This window comes from Kitasatospora aureofaciens, from assembly GCF_019192735.1.
Classification (GTDB): Bacteria; Actinomycetota; Actinomycetes; order Streptomycetales; family Streptomycetaceae; genus Kitasatospora; species Kitasatospora aureofaciens_A.
In genome coordinates this window covers 240471-257903 of the sequence record NZ_JAHTKP010000004.1, presented here as the reverse complement: position 1 = coordinate 257903, position 17433 = coordinate 240471, and the positions used below count along the sequence as shown (strand labels likewise).

The 17433-nt window shown below is 72.9% G+C and carries 19 protein-coding genes; 11 read left to right on the top strand and 8 right to left on the bottom strand.

The window, feature by feature from the left end:
- Window positions 1-19: 19 nt before the first annotated feature.
- On the top strand, window positions 20-361 hold the full coding sequence (locus KV557_RS06825; protein WP_218198820.1) for a DUF5713 family protein: 342 nt from the start codon (window positions 20-22) through the stop codon (window positions 359-361).
- Here KV557_RS06825 and KV557_RS06820 read toward each other — a convergent pair.
- The 3 genes from KV557_RS06820 to KV557_RS06810 are packed head-to-tail and all read right to left on the bottom strand — an operon-like array spanning window position 307 to window position 2170.
- A complete protein-coding gene (locus tag KV557_RS06820; protein WP_218198819.1) occupies window positions 307-891 on the bottom strand; it encodes a GNAT family N-acetyltransferase in 585 nt (194 codons plus the stop codon). The genes KV557_RS06825 and KV557_RS06820 overlap by 55 nt on opposite strands.
- Window positions 878-1810 (bottom strand): class I SAM-dependent methyltransferase, encoded by a 933-nt coding sequence (locus KV557_RS06815; RefSeq protein ID WP_218198818.1) that lies wholly within the window; start codon window positions 1808-1810, stop codon window positions 878-880. The genes KV557_RS06820 and KV557_RS06815 overlap by 14 nt, the downstream gene beginning before the upstream one ends.
- A 33-nt stretch (window positions 1811-1843) precedes the next feature.
- Complete coding sequence (locus tag KV557_RS06810; protein ID WP_218198817.1) at window positions 1844-2170, bottom strand: nitrilase-related carbon-nitrogen hydrolase; 327 nt, start codon at window positions 2168-2170, stop codon at window positions 1844-1846.
- A 388-nt stretch (window positions 2171-2558) separates the two neighbouring features.
- On the opposite strand from KV557_RS06810, the gene KV557_RS06805 reads away from it, so the two are divergent.
- From KV557_RS06805 to KV557_RS06780, 6 genes are all read left to right on the top strand, one after another.
- Window positions 2559-4226: a sensor histidine kinase gene (locus KV557_RS06805; protein WP_218198884.1), complete on the top strand. Its 1668-nt coding sequence runs from the start codon at window positions 2559-2561 to the stop codon at window positions 4224-4226.
- On the top strand, window positions 4223-4630 hold the full coding sequence (locus KV557_RS06800; protein ID WP_218198816.1) for a roadblock/LC7 domain-containing protein: 408 nt from the start codon (window positions 4223-4225) through the stop codon (window positions 4628-4630). The genes KV557_RS06805 and KV557_RS06800 overlap by 4 nt, the downstream gene beginning before the upstream one ends.
- 19 nt (window positions 4631-4649) lie before the next feature.
- Window positions 4650-5018 carry a DUF742 domain-containing protein gene (locus tag KV557_RS06795; protein WP_218198815.1) on the top strand — a complete coding sequence of 123 codons (369 nt, stop codon included), beginning with the start codon at window positions 4650-4652 and terminating at the stop codon, window positions 5016-5018.
- Window positions 4999-5613 carry a GTP-binding protein gene (locus KV557_RS06790; protein WP_218198814.1) on the top strand — a complete coding sequence of 205 codons (615 nt, stop codon included), beginning with the start codon at window positions 4999-5001 and terminating at the stop codon, window positions 5611-5613. The genes KV557_RS06795 and KV557_RS06790 overlap by 20 nt, the downstream gene beginning before the upstream one ends.
- Before the next feature lie 91 nt (window positions 5614-5704).
- Window positions 5705-7135: a cytochrome P450 gene (locus KV557_RS06785; RefSeq protein ID WP_218198813.1), complete on the top strand. Its 1431-nt coding sequence runs from the start codon at window positions 5705-5707 to the stop codon at window positions 7133-7135.
- 126 nt (window positions 7136-7261) lie between these two features.
- The gene (locus KV557_RS06780; protein WP_218198812.1) at window positions 7262-8356 is read left to right on the top strand and encodes a YncE family protein; all 1095 of its coding nucleotides are present in this window, start codon (window positions 7262-7264) and stop codon (window positions 8354-8356) included.
- 47 nt (window positions 8357-8403) lie between these two features.
- On the opposite strand, the gene KV557_RS06775 is transcribed toward KV557_RS06780, so the two are convergent.
- Both KV557_RS06775 and KV557_RS06770 read right to left on the bottom strand, forming a co-directional pair.
- Window positions 8404-9255: an SAM-dependent methyltransferase gene (locus KV557_RS06775; protein ID WP_256177014.1), complete on the bottom strand. Its 852-nt coding sequence runs from the start codon at window positions 9253-9255 to the stop codon at window positions 8404-8406.
- 55 nt (window positions 9256-9310) lie between these two features.
- Window positions 9311-10672, bottom strand: a complete 1362-nt coding sequence (locus tag KV557_RS06770) for an MFS transporter (RefSeq protein WP_218198811.1) — start codon at window positions 10670-10672, stop codon at window positions 9311-9313.
- 160 nt (window positions 10673-10832) lie between these two features.
- Between KV557_RS06770 and KV557_RS06765 the strand changes: the two genes are divergently transcribed.
- Entirely contained in the window at window positions 10833-12467 is a 1635-nt protein-coding gene (locus KV557_RS06765; RefSeq protein WP_218198810.1) for an alpha/beta hydrolase, read from the top strand.
- Window positions 12468-12539: 72 nt separating this feature from the next.
- Here KV557_RS06765 and KV557_RS06760 read toward each other — a convergent pair whose 3' ends face one another.
- Window positions 12540-13256: a hypothetical protein gene (locus KV557_RS06760; RefSeq protein WP_218198809.1), complete on the bottom strand. Its 717-nt coding sequence runs from the start codon at window positions 13254-13256 to the stop codon at window positions 12540-12542.
- A complete protein-coding gene (locus KV557_RS06755; protein WP_218198808.1) occupies window positions 13253-13957 on the bottom strand; it encodes a sigma-70 region 4 domain-containing protein in 705 nt (234 codons plus the stop codon). Before KV557_RS06755 ends, KV557_RS06760 begins: the two co-directional genes overlap by 4 nt.
- 250 nt (window positions 13958-14207) lie before the next feature.
- Between KV557_RS06755 and KV557_RS06750 the strand changes: the two genes are divergently transcribed.
- Window positions 14208-15026, top strand: a complete 819-nt coding sequence (locus tag KV557_RS06750) for an SAM-dependent methyltransferase (protein ID WP_218198807.1) — start codon at window positions 14208-14210, stop codon at window positions 15024-15026.
- Between the two features lie 45 nt (window positions 15027-15071).
- On the opposite strand, the gene KV557_RS06745 is transcribed toward KV557_RS06750, so the two are convergent.
- Complete coding sequence (locus KV557_RS06745) at window positions 15072-16193, bottom strand: alpha/beta hydrolase (protein WP_218198806.1); 1122 nt, start codon at window positions 16191-16193, stop codon at window positions 15072-15074.
- A 148-nt stretch (window positions 16194-16341) separates the two neighbouring features.
- On the opposite strand from KV557_RS06745, the gene KV557_RS06740 reads away from it, so the two are divergent.
- Window positions 16342-16761: an SSI family serine proteinase inhibitor gene (locus KV557_RS06740; RefSeq protein WP_218198805.1), complete on the top strand. Its 420-nt coding sequence runs from the start codon at window positions 16342-16344 to the stop codon at window positions 16759-16761.
- A 53-nt stretch (window positions 16762-16814) separates the two neighbouring features.
- A complete protein-coding gene (locus tag KV557_RS06735) occupies window positions 16815-17408 on the top strand; it encodes a DUF4291 domain-containing protein (protein WP_218198882.1) in 594 nt (197 codons plus the stop codon).
- Window positions 17409-17433 lie beyond the last annotated feature (25 nt).

The following is a 17433-nucleotide window of genomic DNA, read 5'->3' as shown; positions in this document are numbered from 1 at the left end:
ACGCGACAGGAGACTCACCGTGCCGATCACCAACGAACGACTCGCCCAACACGCCTTCCTGCACGGCATGTACCGCGACGGCTACTACCCCGACGCCGTCGTCGACCGGGGCCGCGACATCCTGCTGCGCCTGTGCGAGCGGATCGAGGCCGAGCGGCCGTCCGACCTCGCCGCGCTCTACGCCCTGACCGCCGTCGCCACCGAGGAGTTCAACGTGCTCCAGGAGGCGTTCGAGGCGGCCGGCAGCGAGATCGAGACGGTCGCCCGCGAGCTGATAGCCGACGACTTCGCCGCCATCGCCGACGCCTACGGCTTCTCCGACGCGGACATCGAGGCGCTGATCGCCGTACGGGACTGGTGAGTGCCCAGCATGCGCACCATGTGCAGCTTGGTGACGGCCTGCCCGTCGACCACGACGGCCTGCGGCTCCCGGCCCCACACCTCGAACCCGCAGGAGGTGTAGAGCCGGATCGCTGCCTCGTTGCCCTCCGACACCGTAAGCAGCACCTGCCGCAACTCGCCGTCCTCGCAAGCCACTTCAAGGGTCCGCGCGACCAGCGCCCGCCCGATTCCCCGGCCGCCCGCCGCCGGGGCGACAGCCATGCCGAACAGGGTCGCCTTGTGCCGCTCCTGGCGGCGGCCGGGCACCCGCAGGCCTGCCGTCCCGACCAGCTCGCCGTCCTCGTCGAACGCCCCGAGCAGCGCGCCCGGCCCGTGCTCGGCCTCGGCCAGCCGCCTCACGGTCGCCGCGATCGGCTTGTCCCGCTCCTCCTCGTGACTAGATGTGAAGGCACTGGGCGAGTCCCGGAGGGCGGTCAGCCGGAAGGCCCGGTAGCGCTCGGCGTCCGCCACGCCCAGCCGGCGGATCGCCGCCTCGCTATCGCCGGACACTGGTGCACCGGGTGAGGTAGGGCATGGCGATCTCGTCCCGGCCCGCCAGGTCGGGGTGGGTGTCGAGCAGTTCCTCGACGTCCGCGAGCAGGCGGGCGCGCTCCGCCTCCGGCAGGGCGATGACGTAGCTGCGCGAGGCGACCATGTCGACGATCCCGGCGCGGGTCGTGACGTGCTGCCAGCGGATGTCCAGCCGCTCGGGGGCGCCGAAGGGGGCGGGCACCACCGGCTGGGTGTCGATCTCCTGGCGCGTCGAGCGGTGCATCAGGGCGCCCAGTTCGGCGGCCCACGGCTCGGACTCGTCGCGGACGTTCCACACCAGCGAGAGCGTCCCGCCGGGGGCGAGCACGCGCGCGATCTCCGGCACCGCGGTGTTCTGGTCGAACCAGTGCCAGGCCTGCGCCACCACGACCGCGTCGACGCTGCCGTCCGCCAGCGGGATCCGCTCGGCCGAGCCGGCCCGCACGGCCGCCTTCGGGACGGCCGCCGCCAGCTGGTCACGCATCGCCTCGTCGGGCTCGACCGCGACCACGTCCAGGCCCGCGTCCACCAGCAGCCGGGTGAGCTTGCCGGTGCCCGCGCCCAGGTCCAGCACCCGCCGGGCCTCGCGCGGGACTGCGGAGCCGATCAGCGCCTGCGGGTAGCCGGGCCGCCCATGCTGGTATGCGGTCGCCTCGGCGCCGAACGACCGGGCCCGGAGCTTGCCGGACCAGCGCCGGGTGGCGCCCTGGCGGGTCATCCCGCAGGCCCGGCCGATCTCCTCCCAGGTCGCGTGGTGCCCGCGGCGCAGCTCCTCGATCAGGGCGGTGCGGCGGTCCTCCAGGGTGCCGATCACTCCGGACAGGCGGCGCAGGCCGGCGAGGCCGCCGTCGCCCGCGACGTCGTCGGCGATGCGGTGAGCAAGATCATCGTTTGGCATGGGCCGCACTGTACGCAGGGGCCGGACAATGCGTCAACAGGTATTGCTTGTCACGCAACACATGTTGCTCACCTTCGGTCGCGACGTCAGTAGCCCCGCCGCCGCACCGACCAGGGCCACGGCCCCGGTCTCCGCGCAGGCCGCCACGATCGGCGCCAGCCGCTCGTCCTCCGGTCGCACCAGGGCGGCGTCCAACTCGTATCCCGTCAGCGACAGTTCGGGGAACACCACCACCGGCGCCCGGGCCGCGCGCACCACCTCCGCGTGCGCGACCGCGTTCTCCGCCACGTCGTACGCCACGCAGCGGGGCTGCGCCACCGCGACGACCAGTTCCCGTTCGCTCCCGTTCACGTCGGTCATGGTACCGACGCCCGGCGTCACCCCTTCCGGGTAGTCGAACCTCCGTACCTTGACCGCGAATTGACCGCGAAGCCCTCCGGTAGCACGAACTCGACTCCCCCGGCGGCGACTTCGCGCAGAAACCCTCCACATGAGCGAATCCCCCCGCAGGATGCCAGTGCGACCGGCCGGTGGCGAGAAACCTGGTGCGGACGCCGAACCCGGACGATTCGGCGGCGGACGTGCCGACATGTCTCGCGCGGGTGTGCGAGATATCTGACATGTCCGGCAAGTTCGCACTAAGTCGGCTCTGCAGCAGTGTTTTTGAGTTTCAGTCAGAATGTCGCAACCCGGCTATGCTGCCTCGGACCACCGTCCCCGTCCCCCTTCCGATCGTTTGAGGATGCTGATGCTTCGAGCTGGATCGTCACCCGGCAGAAGGCCCTCCGCTCCCGTGCTCGGGTGGCTGTTGCCCTCGGCCGTGCTGGTCTCCGCCATGGTCGCCACCGCGACGGTGGTGGCCGCCGGCGCCCGCGCCGACGTGCTCTGGTGCGGGCTGGCCGGCACGGTGGCGGTGGCCGCGGTGGCCGTCGAGGCGGGCCGCCGGGGGCGCGCGCTGACCGTCCAGCGCGAGCAACACGCGCAGCGGGAGGAGGAGTTGCACCGCCGGCTGGTCCGGCAGGACGCCTCGACGACCGCCCTGGCGAAGAAGGACCTGCCGGCCGCGGTCGCCCGGCTCCGGCACACCGGCTCGGTCGACAACGCGCTGCGCGCCCACGAGTCCCGGGATCCGATGCTCAGCCCCGAGTACCGGGCCGCCCGCGACGACGTGCTGTACCAGGTCCTGCGGACCATCGACAACGAGGAGGCCATGCGCGAGGCCTCCCAGCGCGCCTTCGTCAACATCGCCCGCCGCGTCCAGGCGATCATCCACCGCCAGGCCCAGGACCTCCGCGAGATGGAGGACCGGCACGGCAACGACCCGGCCGTCTTCGACGACCTGCTGCGCCTGGACCACGGCAACGCGCTGACCGGCCGCCTCGCCGACAGCATCGCCGTCCTCGGCGGCGCCCGCCCCGGCCGCCAGTGGAGCCGGCCGGTGGCGCTGTACAGCGTGCTGCGCGGCGGCATGTCGCGCATCCTGGAGTACCAGCGGGTCGATCTGCACCCGGTGTCCGAGGTCGCCGTGATCGGCCCGGCCGTCGAGCCGCTCATCCACGCGGTCGCCGAACTGCTGGACAACGCCACCCGCTACTCGCCGCCGCACACCCACGTGCACCTGAGCGCCTCCGAGGTGCAGACCGGCATGGCGATCGAGATCGAGGACGGCGGCCTCGGCCTGAGCGAGGAGGGCCGGCTGCGCGCCGAGCGCACCCTGAAGCTGGCGCAGGGCGAGTTCGACCTCAACGACCTCGGCGAGACCCCCCGGCTCGGCCTGGCCGTGGTCGGCCGGCTCTGCCGGGCGTACGGCTTCCAGATCTCGCTGCGCCCCTCCGCCTACGGCGGCGTGCGCGCCGTGCTGATCGTGCCGCAGGAACTCATCACCACCGCGCCCGCCACCGGCCGGGCGCACGGCATCGGCAGCTTCTCCGGCCCCCGGCCGCTGCCCGCCAACCCGCCCCGCCCGAAGGCCGGTTCGCGGCCGTGGGGGGCGACCTCGGCGCACGCCTCGGTGGCCGGCCCGTCGTTCGGCACCTCGCCGTGGGCCGGGACCGGGCCGGCCCGGTCGGGCCCGATACGGCCCAACGCGACCAGGCCGGGACCGATGAACGACGACGTACCGGTGGTGACCGAGCGCACCGCCAACGGCCTGCCCCAGCGCCGGCGCCACCGCCCCCCGCTGGGCCGGGCCGGTGTCCCCGGGCCCGGCCGGGCCCCCCAGCCGGCTCCCCCGCCGGCCCAACAACCGGATCGGCACCCGGACCGGCACCCGGCGGCGCAGGCCAAGGAGGCCAAGGAGCCGGTGCAGCCCGGCATCTGGCTGGAGGCGTTCCTGGAGGGCGTCAACGGCCAGCCGCCGTCCACCGGTTCGGCCGGCCAGACCAATGAAGAGACGGCAGGGAAAGGCGAGCAGTGATTCAGCACCGCACCAACATGGACTGGATGCTCAAGGACCTGGCGGAGAGCGTCCCGTGCACCCGCCACGTCATCGTCCTGTCCGCCGACGGCCTGCGGATGGCGCAGCACGGCACGGACCCGGACACCGCCGACCGGCTCGCCGCCGCCTGCGCCGGCCTGCAGAGCCTGGCCACCGCGGTCGCGCACGAGTTCCCGCACGGCGACGGGCGGATGCGGATGGTCGTGATCGAGGTGAGCGGCGGCTTCTTCTACATGATGGCGGCCGGCTCCCGCGCCTACCTCGCGGTGCTGGCCGACGAGGGCGTGGACGCCGGGCTGGTGAGCCTGCAGATGCGGGACCTCGTCGCCCGGATCGGCGAGCACCTCACCACGCCCCCGCGCAGCGGCGAGCAGGTCGCATGAGTGAGCGGAAGGTCGACTCATGAGTGGCCGACCCGGCCTGGACGGCCCGGCGGACGAGGACGAGCCCGAGCGGCTGTACGTGATCACCCGCGGGCGCAGCGGCCCCGGCGGGGAGACCCCGTTCGACCTCGTCACCCTGATCGTCTCGCGGGCGGAGCCGAAGGCGACCATGCAACCCGAGCACGCGGCGATCCTGCGGATGTGCGCCTCGCCGCTGTCCGTCGCCGAGATCTCCGCGTACCTGCGGCTGCCGACGAGCGTGGTCACGGTCCTGCTGGCGGACCTGCTCGCCGACGGCCTGATCGAGGCCCGCGCCGCCGTCCCCCCGGCGGACTTCCCCGACCGTGCCCTGCTGGAGGCGGTGATCCATGGACTTCAGAGACTCTGACACGCTGGTCGGCCCGTCGGGCGCGGACCGGCTCCCGGCCACCGCCGCGAAAGCCGTCAAGGTGGTGATCGTCGGCGGTTTCGGGGTCGGCAAGACGACCCTGGTCGGCTCGGTGAGCGAGATCCGCCCGCTGACCACCGAGGAGACGATGACCCAGGCCGGCGTGGGCGTCGACGACCTCGCCGGCGTGGAGCGCAAGACCGAGACGACCGTCGCGATGGACTTCGGCCGGATCAGCATCAGCGACGAACTGGTGCTCTACGTGTTCGGCACCCCCGGGCAGGAGCGGTTCTGGTTCCTCTGGAACGGCCTGTTCGAGGGCGCGCTCGGCGCGGTCGTGCTGGTCGACACCCGCCGGCTGGAGGTCAGCTTCGAGGTGATCGGGCGGCTGGAGGACCGCGGCGTGCCCTTCGTCGTCGCGATCAACGGCTTCCCGGACTCCCCGGACCACCCGGTCGAGGAGTTGCGCTCCGCTCTCGACCTGCCGCCCGAGGTGCCGATCGTGGCCTGCGACGCCCGGCGGCGCGAGTCCTGCCGGGACGTCCTGATGGCCCTGATGCGCTACCTGTACAACCTCGCCGCGCCGCGCGCGTGACCCCCGCTTCCGTTCCCGACGCTTCCGTTCCCGACGCTTCCGTTCCCGACCTTTCCGTTCCCGACGCTTCGTTCCCGACCCCGGAGAACCCGTGACCTCCCGTTCCGATGCCGCTTCACCGACCCCGCCCCCCGGGTGCCCCGCCCACGGCCTCGACCTCAGTCCCTTCGGCCCGGACGGCCTCCGCCGCCTCTACGGGCCCGAGGCCGAGGCCGACCCGTGGGCCCTGTACGAGAAGCTCCGCGCCGAGCACGGCGAGGTGGCCCCCGTCCTCCTGCACGGCGACGTGCCCGCCTGGCTGGTGCTCGGCCACTCCGCCAACCTCGCCGCGATGCGCACGCCGTCCCGCTTCTCCCGGGACTCCCGCCGGTGGTCGGCGTTCCAGGACGGCCGGGTGGGCGCGGACTCGCCGCTCATGCCGGTGATCGCCTGGCAGCCGCTGTGCGTGTTCGCGGACGGCGAGGAGCACCGGCGCCTGCGCGGCGCGGTCAACGACGGCCTGAACCGCTTCGACCGGCGTGGCATCCGCCGCCACGTCACCCGGTTCGTCGACGAGATGGTGCAGGACTTCGGCCGGACCGGCCGGGCCGAGCTGGTCACCCAGTTCGCCGAGCACCTGCCGATGCTGGTCATGACCCAACTCCTCGGCATGCCCGACGAGTACGGTCCGCGCCTGGTCGACGCCGCCCGCGACCTCATGAAGGGCACCGAGACGGCGATCGCCAGCAACGACTACGTGGTGGCGACGCTGCGCCGGACCATCGAGCGCAAGCGCGTCGCCCCCGGCGAGGACCTGGTCACCGCGCTGATGCAGCACCCGGCCGGGCTCACCGACGACGAGGTGCTGGAGCACCTGCGGGTGGTCCTGCTCGCCGCCAACGAGACCACCGTCAACCTCATCGCCGACACGCTGAAGATGGTGCTCACCGACCCCCGCTTCCGCGCCCACCTGTCCGGCGGGCACATGACCCTGCCCGACGCGCTCGACCAGGTGCTCTGGGACTCCCCGCCGATGATCCTGGTGGCCGGCCGCTGGGCCACCGGCGACACCGAGCTCGGCGGGCAGCAGATCAGCGAGGGCGACATGCTGCTGCTCGGCCTCGCGGCCGGCAACTTCGACCCGGTCGTCCGGCCCGACCCGACCACGCCGCTCTACGGCAACCGCTCCCACCTGTCCTTCGGCAGCGGCCCGCACGAGTGCCCCGGCCAGGACATCGGCCGCGCCATCGCCGAGACCAGCATCGACCACCTGCTCACCCGCCTGCCCGACCTGCGGCTGGCCGTCGACGAGGAGGAGCTGACCTGGACCTCGGCGTGGCTCTCCCGCCACCTCGTCCAGCTCCCGGTCGAGTTCACGCCCAAGAACCTCGCCGAGGAGCTGGCGGAGGAGCTGGCCGAGGACGACGAGCACGCCGCCGCCCCGCCGACCATCGACCCGGCACCCGCCGACCCGCCCGCCGCCGTGATCCCGCGCCAGCGCGGCGGCTGGTGGAGCAGGCTCACCGCCCGCTTCCGCCGCTGACGGCCCCGCCCCCGGCACGGCTCCCGTGCCGGGGGCGGCGGAGAAGGACGGCGCACTTCGAAGGCCCTCTGTTCAGACCCTCCCGCCTTCCGTAGGGTTCGAGCCTTGTCGCTGGGAGGGGTCGAAATGACGAGGACGTCACTGCCGAGTCTGCGCCGCGCGGTCTGTGTGGCCGCGGTGCTGTCGGTGTTCGGGGCGGGAACCGCGGCCGCCGCACCGTCCGCGGGCCGGTCGGTCATCGGCCCGGTGGCCGTCGGCGGGACCGCCGGCGCGGTGGTACTGAGCCCGGACGGGAGGCAGGCCTTCGTGGTGACCAACGACTGGGCCCACTCCACTGCGGCCGTCAAGGTCGTCGACACCGGCAGCGGCGCCGTCGCGGCCACCGTCCCGCTGCCCGGCAGCGCGAGCCAGGTGGCCGTCAGCCCGGACGGGACCGTGGTCTACGCGCTGGCCGGGAAGGCCGTCACGGTCATCGACACCGCGGACGACAGTGTCCTCAGCACCTTTCCCCTCCCCGACCAGCCGCTCCCGAACGGCTGGGACCCCCAACAGGCCTGGGGCCAGGGCGCGCTGAAATCGGTGGCGGTCAGCCCGGACGGCTCGTCCCTCTACATCGGCCAGGACGGGGCGGGGACCTTCCACGAGCGCGGCAACGCCCGCGTCCTGGTGCTCGACGCGGAGACCGGCGTCCTGTCCGGCAGCGTGGAGACCACTGTGGGGGACATCGGCGACATCCTCGTCCACCCGGACGGCAAGGACGTCTACGTCAGCAGCGCCAGCGGCTTCGGACTCGTGCACCTGGACGTCGAGGACGCCCAGCCCACCGTGGTGAAGACCGTCATCGGCTCCAGCGGCGACTGGGTGATCACCGGTGCGACGATGAACACGGACGGCAGCTACATCTACGCCACCTTCGGCAACAGCGCCCGGATGCAGGTGATCCGCACCGCCGACGACACGCCCCTGGCGGCCGTCACCATGGGCACCGGCACCACCTACCGCCTGGACCACCCGGTGCTCAGCCACGACAACTTGATGCTCTACATGCCCGCCGAGGACTCCGCCAAGGGGTCCACGGTGGACACGCTCGACAACATCCGCGGCAGGGTCCTCACCCCGATCCCCGGCGTGGGCCCGGTCTCGGGCGCCGCGATCAGCCGTGACGACACCACGCTCTACCTGACCACCGGCGGCACCCTGCGGGCCGTCACCGTCGGCTGACGGACATGCGACCCGGGCTTCCGGAATGGGCGCGCCGGGCGCCCGGTCTACGGCTTGCGGGCCAGCCCCGCGTAGGACGCCACCTCGTGGTCGGCCAGCGCCGGGCCGTCGGCCGGCTCCGGGTGCCAGCGATTGACCAGCGCGACGCCGGGTTCGTCCAGCTCCAGCCCGTCGAAGAAGCTCTCGACCGCGGCGCGGGTGCGCAGGTGGTTCTCGATCCCGGCCTCCGAGTAGCGCCGGGAGCCGATGGACACCAGCTGCGGTATCGAGTCGGCGGTGCCGGCGGTCAGGGCGAGGTAGCTGCCGGGCGGGAGGGCGGCGAGGAGCTTGCGGACGGGCGGGTGCGCGGCCTCGTCGGAGAGGAAGTGCACGAGGTTGACGAGCATGAGGGCGATCGGCTGGGTGAAGTCCAGGGTGCCCGCCACCGCCGGGTCGGCGAGGAAGCGCTCGGGCTCGCGGAAGTCGCCCTGGACGTACGCCGTGCGGCCCTCGGGGCTGCTGGTGAGCAGGGCGCGCGAGTGGGCCAGAACGATCGGGTCGTTGTCGACGTAGACGACCCGGCAGGCCGGGTCGACGGCCTGGGCGACCTCGTGCAGGTTGGGCGCGGTGGGGATGCCGGTGCCGACGTCGAGGAACTGCCGGACGCCGTGGGTCTCGGCGAGGCGGCGGACCATCCGGTGCATGACGGCGCGCGCCGCGTGGGTGGCGGTGCGCGAGCCGGGCCATTCGGCGAGGATCCGGTCGCCGACCTGGCGGTCCACCGGGAAGTTGGTCTTGCCGCCGAGCAGGTAGTCGTAGACGCGGGCGGGGTGGGCGCGGTCGGTTCGCAGGTCCACCGAGGGCATCGGCTCCTCCCTCGTCCGGCTCAGCCAGTCGCCTGCTTCGTCGCGCTCCACCATGATTCCTCCCCGTGTGGCGGTTTCGGCCCGTTCGACCCCGGAAGATGACCGGTCGTCAGCCGTTTCCGGACTGTACACGAGCGCTCGTTGTCCGGGGGACGGAGTTCCGGATTGCGGCCGTGAACGCGGGCACGCGCAGGGCGGTGAAGGTGGCGAGCAGCGGGCCGAGCGAGCAGAGCGTGACGTAGTACGGGATCACGCCGAGGTGGTGGTTGCCGTTCAGCCACTCGGCGAGCAGCGGGAAAGTGCCGCCGAAGGCCGCGATGGTGGCCGCGTTGACCACGCCGAGGCCGACCGCGCGGACGGTGGTGGGGAACAGCAGGCCGGTGAAGACGTTGAGGGTGCCGAGGACGGTCGCGACGAGCATCCCGAGGACGACGGCGACGAGTTGGAACGGCAGCAGGCCGTGCCGCAGCGCGGCGAGCAGCGGCAGGACCAGCAGGACGGTCAGGGTGAAGGCCGTCCGCATCACCGGAAGCAGCCCGAGCCGGTCGGCGAGGACGCCGCTGAGCAGCATGGTGGCGAGCACCACCGCCAGCACGAGCGTCATGAAGGAGGCCGCCTCCTCCTTGCCGATCACGCCGTACGCGGCGGCGTACTGCGGCAGGTAGACCAGGGCGAAGTAGTAGCCGATCGTGCCGCCGAGGGTGTGCAGGAAGACGGTGAGCACGGCCCAGCGGTGGGAGCGCAGCGTGCCGAGGAACGGCGGGCGCTCGCTTGCGGGTTCGGCCCGGGTGCGGCGGAACTCCTCGCTCTCCGGGGCGGCCCGGCGCACCCACACGGCGGCCAGCCCGAGCGCGGCGGCGACGACGAAGCCCCAGCGCCAGCCGCCGTGCTTGAGCCCCTCCTTGCCGACGGTGTGGAGCAGCAGGGCGAGCACGCCGTAGGAGATCAGCGAGCCGATGATGATGCCGCCGTAGGAGACCGAGCTGTAGGCGAACCGGTGCCGGGGCGGGGCGGTCTCGGTCACGTACGCGGCGACGGTCGGGGTTTCGCCGCCGAAGGCGAGCCCCTGCACGACGCGCGCGGCGACGGCGAGCACGGCCGCCCAGACGCCGACCGTCTGCTGACCGGGCAGCAGCGCGATCCCGAGGCTGGCGGCGGCGATCACCGACATGCTGAGCGTCAGCCCGAACCGCCGCCCCCGGCTGTCGCTGAGCCGCCCGATCAGGAACGACCCGACCGGCCGCGCCACGAACCCGACCGCGAACCCTACGTACGCCGCGAGCAGTCCGCTGACGCCGCCCTTGCCGTGCCCGAACAGGTCCGCCGCGAAGTACGGCGCGAGGACGGCGTAGACGTTCCAGTCGAAGGACTCGACCACCGACCCGACGGTGGCGGCGGCCAGTTCTCGCCGCCGCCCGCCGGCGGCCGGCACGGCGTCGCGCAGCGGCAGGGCTGCGGTCTGATCTGTCATGGCCTCAGCATGGCACCGCGGCCGACGTGTTGGAATGCGGTTCGCCGCGACGGCCGGCCCGGTGCTTCGTCGGGCTTGGTCCACCTTGGGGGCTGATCCCGTGCAGCGAAAGGGCCATCCTCATGCGACCGATGTCGGTGCCGGATGATAAGTGTGTGCCGTGAAGATCCTCTGGCCCTCCCGACGTGCCCTGCCGACCGCGGCCTGCGCCGCCGCCGTCGCCGCCCTGCTGGCCGGCTGCACAAGCGCCGGCGGAGGCACCGCCGCCGCCTCCGGCACGCCGCTGCCCGTCCTGTCCGCCAGCACCACCACGAGCACGACCCCGGCGCCCACCGCCACACCCACGCCGACGCCCAGGCCCACCGGCGCCAACGACCCGGCGCTCAAGCCATTCTACGGCCAGCAGCTCGCCTGGGGGCCGTGCCCGGCGGACCCGGAGACCGGGAAGGCCGACGACGCGCCCGTCCAGTGCGCCACCCTCAAGGTGCCGCTGGACTACACCAGCCCCGCCACCGGCACGCTCGACGTCGCCGTCGTCCGCAACCCGGCCCGCAAGCAGGACCAGCGGGTCGGCTCGCTGATCCTCAACCCCGGCGGCCCGGGCGGCTCCGGCGTGGCGATGGTCAAGGGCGGCGCCAAGCGCTCCGAGGGCGCGCTGCACGACCGCTTCGACATGATCGGCTTCGACCCGCGCGGCGTCGGCGGCACCAACCCGCTGAACTGCCTGGACGACAAGGCCCGCGACACCTGGGTCACCACCGACCAGCCCGGCGCCGACCACGGCAGGATGCTCGCCGACGCCTGCCAGGCCAAGTTCGCCAAGGTGCTGCCGTTCGTCGGCACCCGCAACACCGCCCGCGACATGGACGTGCTGCGCGCCGCCGTCGGCGACCAGAAGCTCAACTACCTGGGCATGTCCTACGGAACCTACCTCGGCTCGCTGTACGCCGAGGAGTTCCCGGACCGGGTCGGCCACCTCGTCCTGGACGGCGCCACTTCCCCGTCCACCTCGCTGGTGCAGCACAACGTCGAGCAGCAGGCCGGCTTCGAACGCGCCCTCAAGGCCTTCGCCGCCGACTGCGCCGGCAAGGACGCGTGCCCGCTCGGCAAGGACCCGGAGCAGGCCCCGCAGAAGCTCGCCGACTTCCTCGACGGCCTCAAGGACAAGCCGCTCACCACCTCCGACGGCCGCACCCTCACCGCCAACGCGGCCTGGACCGGCGTGCTCAGCCGCCTCTACGGCGGCGAACGGGCCTGGAAGGACCTGCGCACCGTGCTCGGCGCGGCGATGCAGCACGGCAAGGGCGACTACCTCTACCAGCTCGCCGACGGCTACAACGGCCGCGACAAGGACGGGCACTACGGCGTCTCCGCGGACGCCTACACCGCCATCCACTGCGCGGACGGCGCCACCAACGCCCCGGCGGGCGAGCAGCTCCAGGCCGAGCTCACCGACCTCGCCGCCAAGGCCCCGCTGGTCAGCAAGCACGACCCGACGGCCGCCCTGTTCGACCCGGACTGCCGGATCTGGCCGTTCCACTCCGCCGAGCAGCCGCACGCGATCAAGTCCCTGGCCACCGCCCCGATCGTTGTCGTCGGCACCACCGGCGACCCGGCCACGCCGTACGCGTGGGCCGAGAAGCTGACGTCCGAGCTCGGCAACGCCGTACTGCTGACCCGCGAGGGCGAGGGGCACACGGCGTACGGCGCGAGCAGCTGCATCCGCGGTTCGGTGGACGCCTTCCTGGTGGACGGCACCGTCCCGGCGGCCGGGACGCGCTGCCCGACGGACTGAGGCCGAAGGGGCACCGTCGCGATCGGCGGTGCCCCTGTATCTCTTGTGACTGTGGTGCGGCAACAAAGCCGCTCACGGGGCCCGCCTCGGCGAGGCGAGTTCGTCGGCGAGGGCCGACCGCGGCTGCGGGATCTCCCCGTAGTCCTCGTCGTCCGCCGTGACGGTCAGCCGGTTCACGACGGCCTCCAGCGCGGCCGGCAGCCGCGGGTGGAGCCCCTCGTGGCAGCGCGCGAGGATGTCGTGCCGCACGTCCTCCGGCAGCAGCGGCGCCGTGGCCCGGCAACTCCGCTCGCCGCTGCGGGGGTTGGCCGCGAGCCGCTCCGCCTGGTCGCGCCAGTACGCGGCGTCCCTGGGTTCCCCCAGCCGCAGGTGGTGCAGGTGGAGCAGGTACGCGGCGGTGGGGCTGCCTGAGCCGGCCGCGAACTGCCACCAGAACTGGGCGGGATCGTCCCGTCCGGTGACGGCGAGCAGGCAGCCGAAGACCAGCGCGCCCTCGGGGTGGATCCGGCGGCTGTTCACCAGCAGGTCCAGCGACCGCCCGGCCTGCGGCGCGCCGAGCACCAGGGCGGTGGCCAGGTCCAGCTCGTGGGCGGCCTGTTCGTGCTCGGACGGGAACGGCGCGGGCGCGGCGGTGACCCGGTCGGGCCGGCACGGCTGCGCGGCGGGCGCGCACGGGAACACCCACACCTGCCGGGCCCGTTCGTCCTCACCGCTGCTGCTGCCGCTGCCGGGGCGCGGGGCGAGGGCCTCCCCGTCCAGCCAGCCGCGTAGTCCGGGCTGCTCGTTCAAAGCGCCTCCTCGGGTCCGGGTGCCTCACGTCCCGGTGCCTCACGTCCCGGTGCCTCACGTCCGGGCGCAGCGAAGTCGGGCGGCGTGGGACCGGGTACCGCGAAGTCCGGCCGTCCGACCGCCCGGGCGATCCGCCGGCGGGCCTGGCGGCGGTGCGAGCGCAGCGTCGCGGCCTGGATGCCGAGGTACTCGGCGGCCTCGTCGTCGTCCAGGCCGAGGCAGTAGGCGAGCACGACGGTGTCGCGCTGGCGCTCGGGCAGGTCGAGGATCGCGCCGAGCAGGCCGAGCTGCTCGGACAGCGTCTGCGGGCGCAGCCCCGCCCGGTGGCAGAACCGGCCGATCACGGCGTCCATCGCGGCGGTCTGCAGCACGGCGGGCTCGCTCTGCGCGGCCAGCCAGGTGGCGAGGTGCTCCTTGAGCAGCCGCCAGGCGTAGGCGGCCGGGACCTCCTGGCGCAGCGCGAGCGGCCAGTTGCGGCGCAGGTGGTCCCTGGTTCGGCGGACCACCTGGGCGGCGGCGTCGCCGTGGGCGCCGACCTGGGTGCGGGCGAAGGCGGTCCAGGCCCGCTCGTGGGTGCTGCAGAAGGCCTCGAAGGTGAGTCTCAGGCGGGCGCCGTCCGGCGCGGTTTCGCCGCCGTCGTTCATGGTCAGCCCTCCCGCGCGCCCGCCCGCGTGGTCGGGCGCGTCCCGGTCGATCGTCATGCGGTCCTCCCCGTGTGGCCGAGGGGAACGTGCGAGCCCCCCGTGACACATGCAAGCGCATCCACGGGCCGGTTGTGCAAAGGCGCCGCGCGCTCTCGGGTCGCAGGCACAAGGAGGCCCATGAGTAGACCCATAAGCAGGACCATAAGTAGGACCATACGTAAGGCCATTGTCAGGACCGCACCACGAACTGACTTAGCCTCACCTATCCTTGGGCTCTGAGCCACGCCAGGACCGCGAAGGGGGAGCGATGACGACGGGCAGCGACGGTGCGGAGGTCGATCTCCAGCTGCACCGGGCGCACTCCGCCCGGATGTACGACTACTACCTGGGCGGCACCACCAACTTCGCCCCCGACCGCGAGGCGGCCGGCCAGGCGATGGCCGTCTTCCCGTGGGCCCGCACCGCCGCCCGGGCCAACCGCGCCTTCATGCAACGCTCCACCCGCCTGCTGGCCGACCGCGGCATCACGCAGTTCCTCGACATCGGCGCCGGCATCCCCACCAGCCCCAACCTGCACGAGGTCGCCCAGCGGGTGAACCCACGGGCCCGGGTGGTCTACACCGACAACGACCCCATCGTGTACGCCCACGCCCAGGCCCTCCTGCACTCCACCGAGCAGGGCCGCACCGCCTACGTCCAGGCCGACGTCCGCGAGCCCGAGGCGATCCTCGGCTCCCCCGAGCTGCGCGAGACCCTCGACCTGGCCCGGCCGGTCGCGCTCAGCCTGGTCGCCCTGCTGCACTTCGTGCCCGGCACGGACGAGGCGCACGCCATCGTCGACCGGCTCAAGCGCGAACTCCCCTCCGGCAGCGCCCTCGTGCTCAGCCACGGCACCCCCGACTTCGCCCCCGCCGAGACCGAGCGCGTCGCCCAGGTGTACGCCGCCGCCGGCACCATCGTCCGGATGCGCACCCGCGAGGAGGTCGCCCGCTTCTTCGACGGCTGGCGGCTGCTCGACCCCGGCCTCGTCGCCACCCACCGCTGGCGCCCCGACGGCGACGACGCCGACCCGCCCGTCACGGACGCCCAGACCTCGGCGTACGCAGCTGTCGCCGTCAAGCCCTGACGCGGCGGGCCCCCTGCGGCAGCGGCCTGCTGCTTCAACACACCGTCAGCCCGTCTTGCCACCGACGGCCTGGGTGAGCCAGGTGAACACGGACGGCACCATCGGCTCCCAGGTGGACGTCAGGTGCGGGCCGTTGACCTCGACCGGGGTGACGGAGGTCGGCGCTTTCGCCGCCTTCTGGAGCGCCAGCGCGTCCTCGAAGCCGTCGCCCTTCTTGCCCGTCACGTACAGGCTGACGTTCGGCGGCGTCTGCGCGTGCGCCAGCATGTACAGCGGGTTGGAGACGTCGCGCAGGTGCGCGTCCCTGGCGGTCAGCGAGTCGCTCTCGCCGATCGGGTCGTTGTAGCCGGACATGCTGACGGCCGCGTGGAAGCGGTTCGGGTGCCCGATCGCGAGCCGGGCGGCGCAGTGCGCGCCCGCCGAGTAGCCGGCCACCGCCCACCGCTCGGGACCGGGCTCGGCCCGGAAGTTGTCCAGCACCATCCGCGGCACGTCGCGCGCCAGCCAGGACTCCGCGTTGACCTTGCCGGCCACGTCCGCGCAGCCGGTGTCGGTGTGCCCCTCCAGCAGCACGACGCGCGGCGAGACCAGGATGAACGGGGCGATCTGGCCCGACTTCATCAGCGGCGCCAGCTGCTTGGACACGTTCATGCTGCCGAACCAGGCACTCGACGACCCGGGGAAGCCAGCCAGCAGCTCGACCACCGGGAACCTCTTGTCCTTGTACGCGGGGTCGTCGTACTGCGGCGGCGTCCAGACGAGGACCTCGCCGTCCACCCCGGACACCTGGCCCTTCAGGTCGGTCGTCCTCACGTCCTTCGGTACGGCCTTGTCGTCCACCGGGCCGAACTGCTGGATCACCTTGGGCTGTTCCGGTCCGCCCCCGGCCGGGCCGTCGCCCTCCGCGGGCGGGACGGGCACCGCCCGCACGTGGCTGCCGGTGCCCAGCAGGTCGTCCCAACTGCCGTAGAGCTGGTTGTCGTTGTTCACCACGACGAACACCAGCGTCACGGCCGTCACCTGGGCGAACAGCACCATCAGCAGCCGGCTCCCGAACCGGAGCGGCTGCGGGCCGCTCACCCGGTTCCAGAAGTACATCAGCAGGGCGATGGAGAGGGGGACAAGGATGATCGAGAGGAGGAAGAAGGGGGTGCCTGTCAGCTTCACATGTGTGGGGACGAAGGGAACGGACGTGCGGTTGCTTCTCACGCGCACCAACCGGACCGCCGCCGACTCTGCGTGTCCCTGAGGGTGCGTGCGTCGTTGGACACCCGGCCGACCGTCGGCGCACCACCTCCAGGGAGCACAACCGACCATGACCGGACCCCGCCTCACCGCCGTCGCCACGGCCCTCGGCCTGCTCGCCCTCGCCGCACCGTCCGCTGCCGCCCACCCCCGGCCGGCCTCGACGGGCAACTGGCTGAACGTCGCCATCTTCACCGGCCAGACTGCCCTCGTCGGTCGCGACAGCGCCACCCTGCACTGCCCCGACGACGGCACCCGGCCCGGCCACCCGCACGCCGAACAGGCCTGCGCAGACCTCACGGCGGCGGACGGCGACGTCGCGCGGATCACCCACCAGAACGGGGTCTGCCCGATGGTCTACAGCGCCGTCACGGCGAAGGCGTACGGCGTGTGGAACGGACAGCGCGTCGAGTACGCGAAGACCTTCGCCAACGACTGCGTGATGAGGTCGGAAACGGGCGCCGTCTTCGACTTCACCGCTGATCGCTAGAACCACAAAACCGGTGGCAGAGGGCGCGCGACAACGCCATGCTTCGGGCCGTGATGGAAACACCGCTGCACCGGATCCGCGCGCGCCACACGCCGGACACGATCACCGTCTACCAGGCCTACCCGCCGCAGATCGGCCTGCCCGCCGCCCGCGACGGCCGCTTCCCGGAGGCGTGGAAGCGGGACCGCATGACGTGGATCAAGCCGTCGTTCCTGTGGATGATGTACCGCTGCGGCTGGGCCGCCAAGGAGGGGCAGGAGACCGTCCTCGCCGTCGAGATCTCCCGCGAGGGCTTCGAGTGGGCCCTGCGCCATGCCTGCCTCTCCCACCATGCGCCCGGCCTGCACCCCGACCGTGCCTCCTGGCAGCGCGCGTTGAAGCGCGCGCCCGCCCGCGTCCAGTGGGACCCGGAGCGCGATCTCCACCTCCAGCCGCTCCCCCACCGCTCCCTCCAACTCGGCCTCACCGGCGAGGCCGCGCACCGGTACGCCGATGAGTGGATCGTCGCCGTCACCGACGTCACACCGCTCGCCCACGAGATCCATACCCTCGTCCGCGCCCGCGATCTGACGTCGGCTCAACAACTTCTCCCTGACGAGACCCCGTACCCTGTCAGCGACGACCTGCTGGCGCACCTGCGCGGCTGATCCGGGTTAGGCTCGTCGGGTGCGG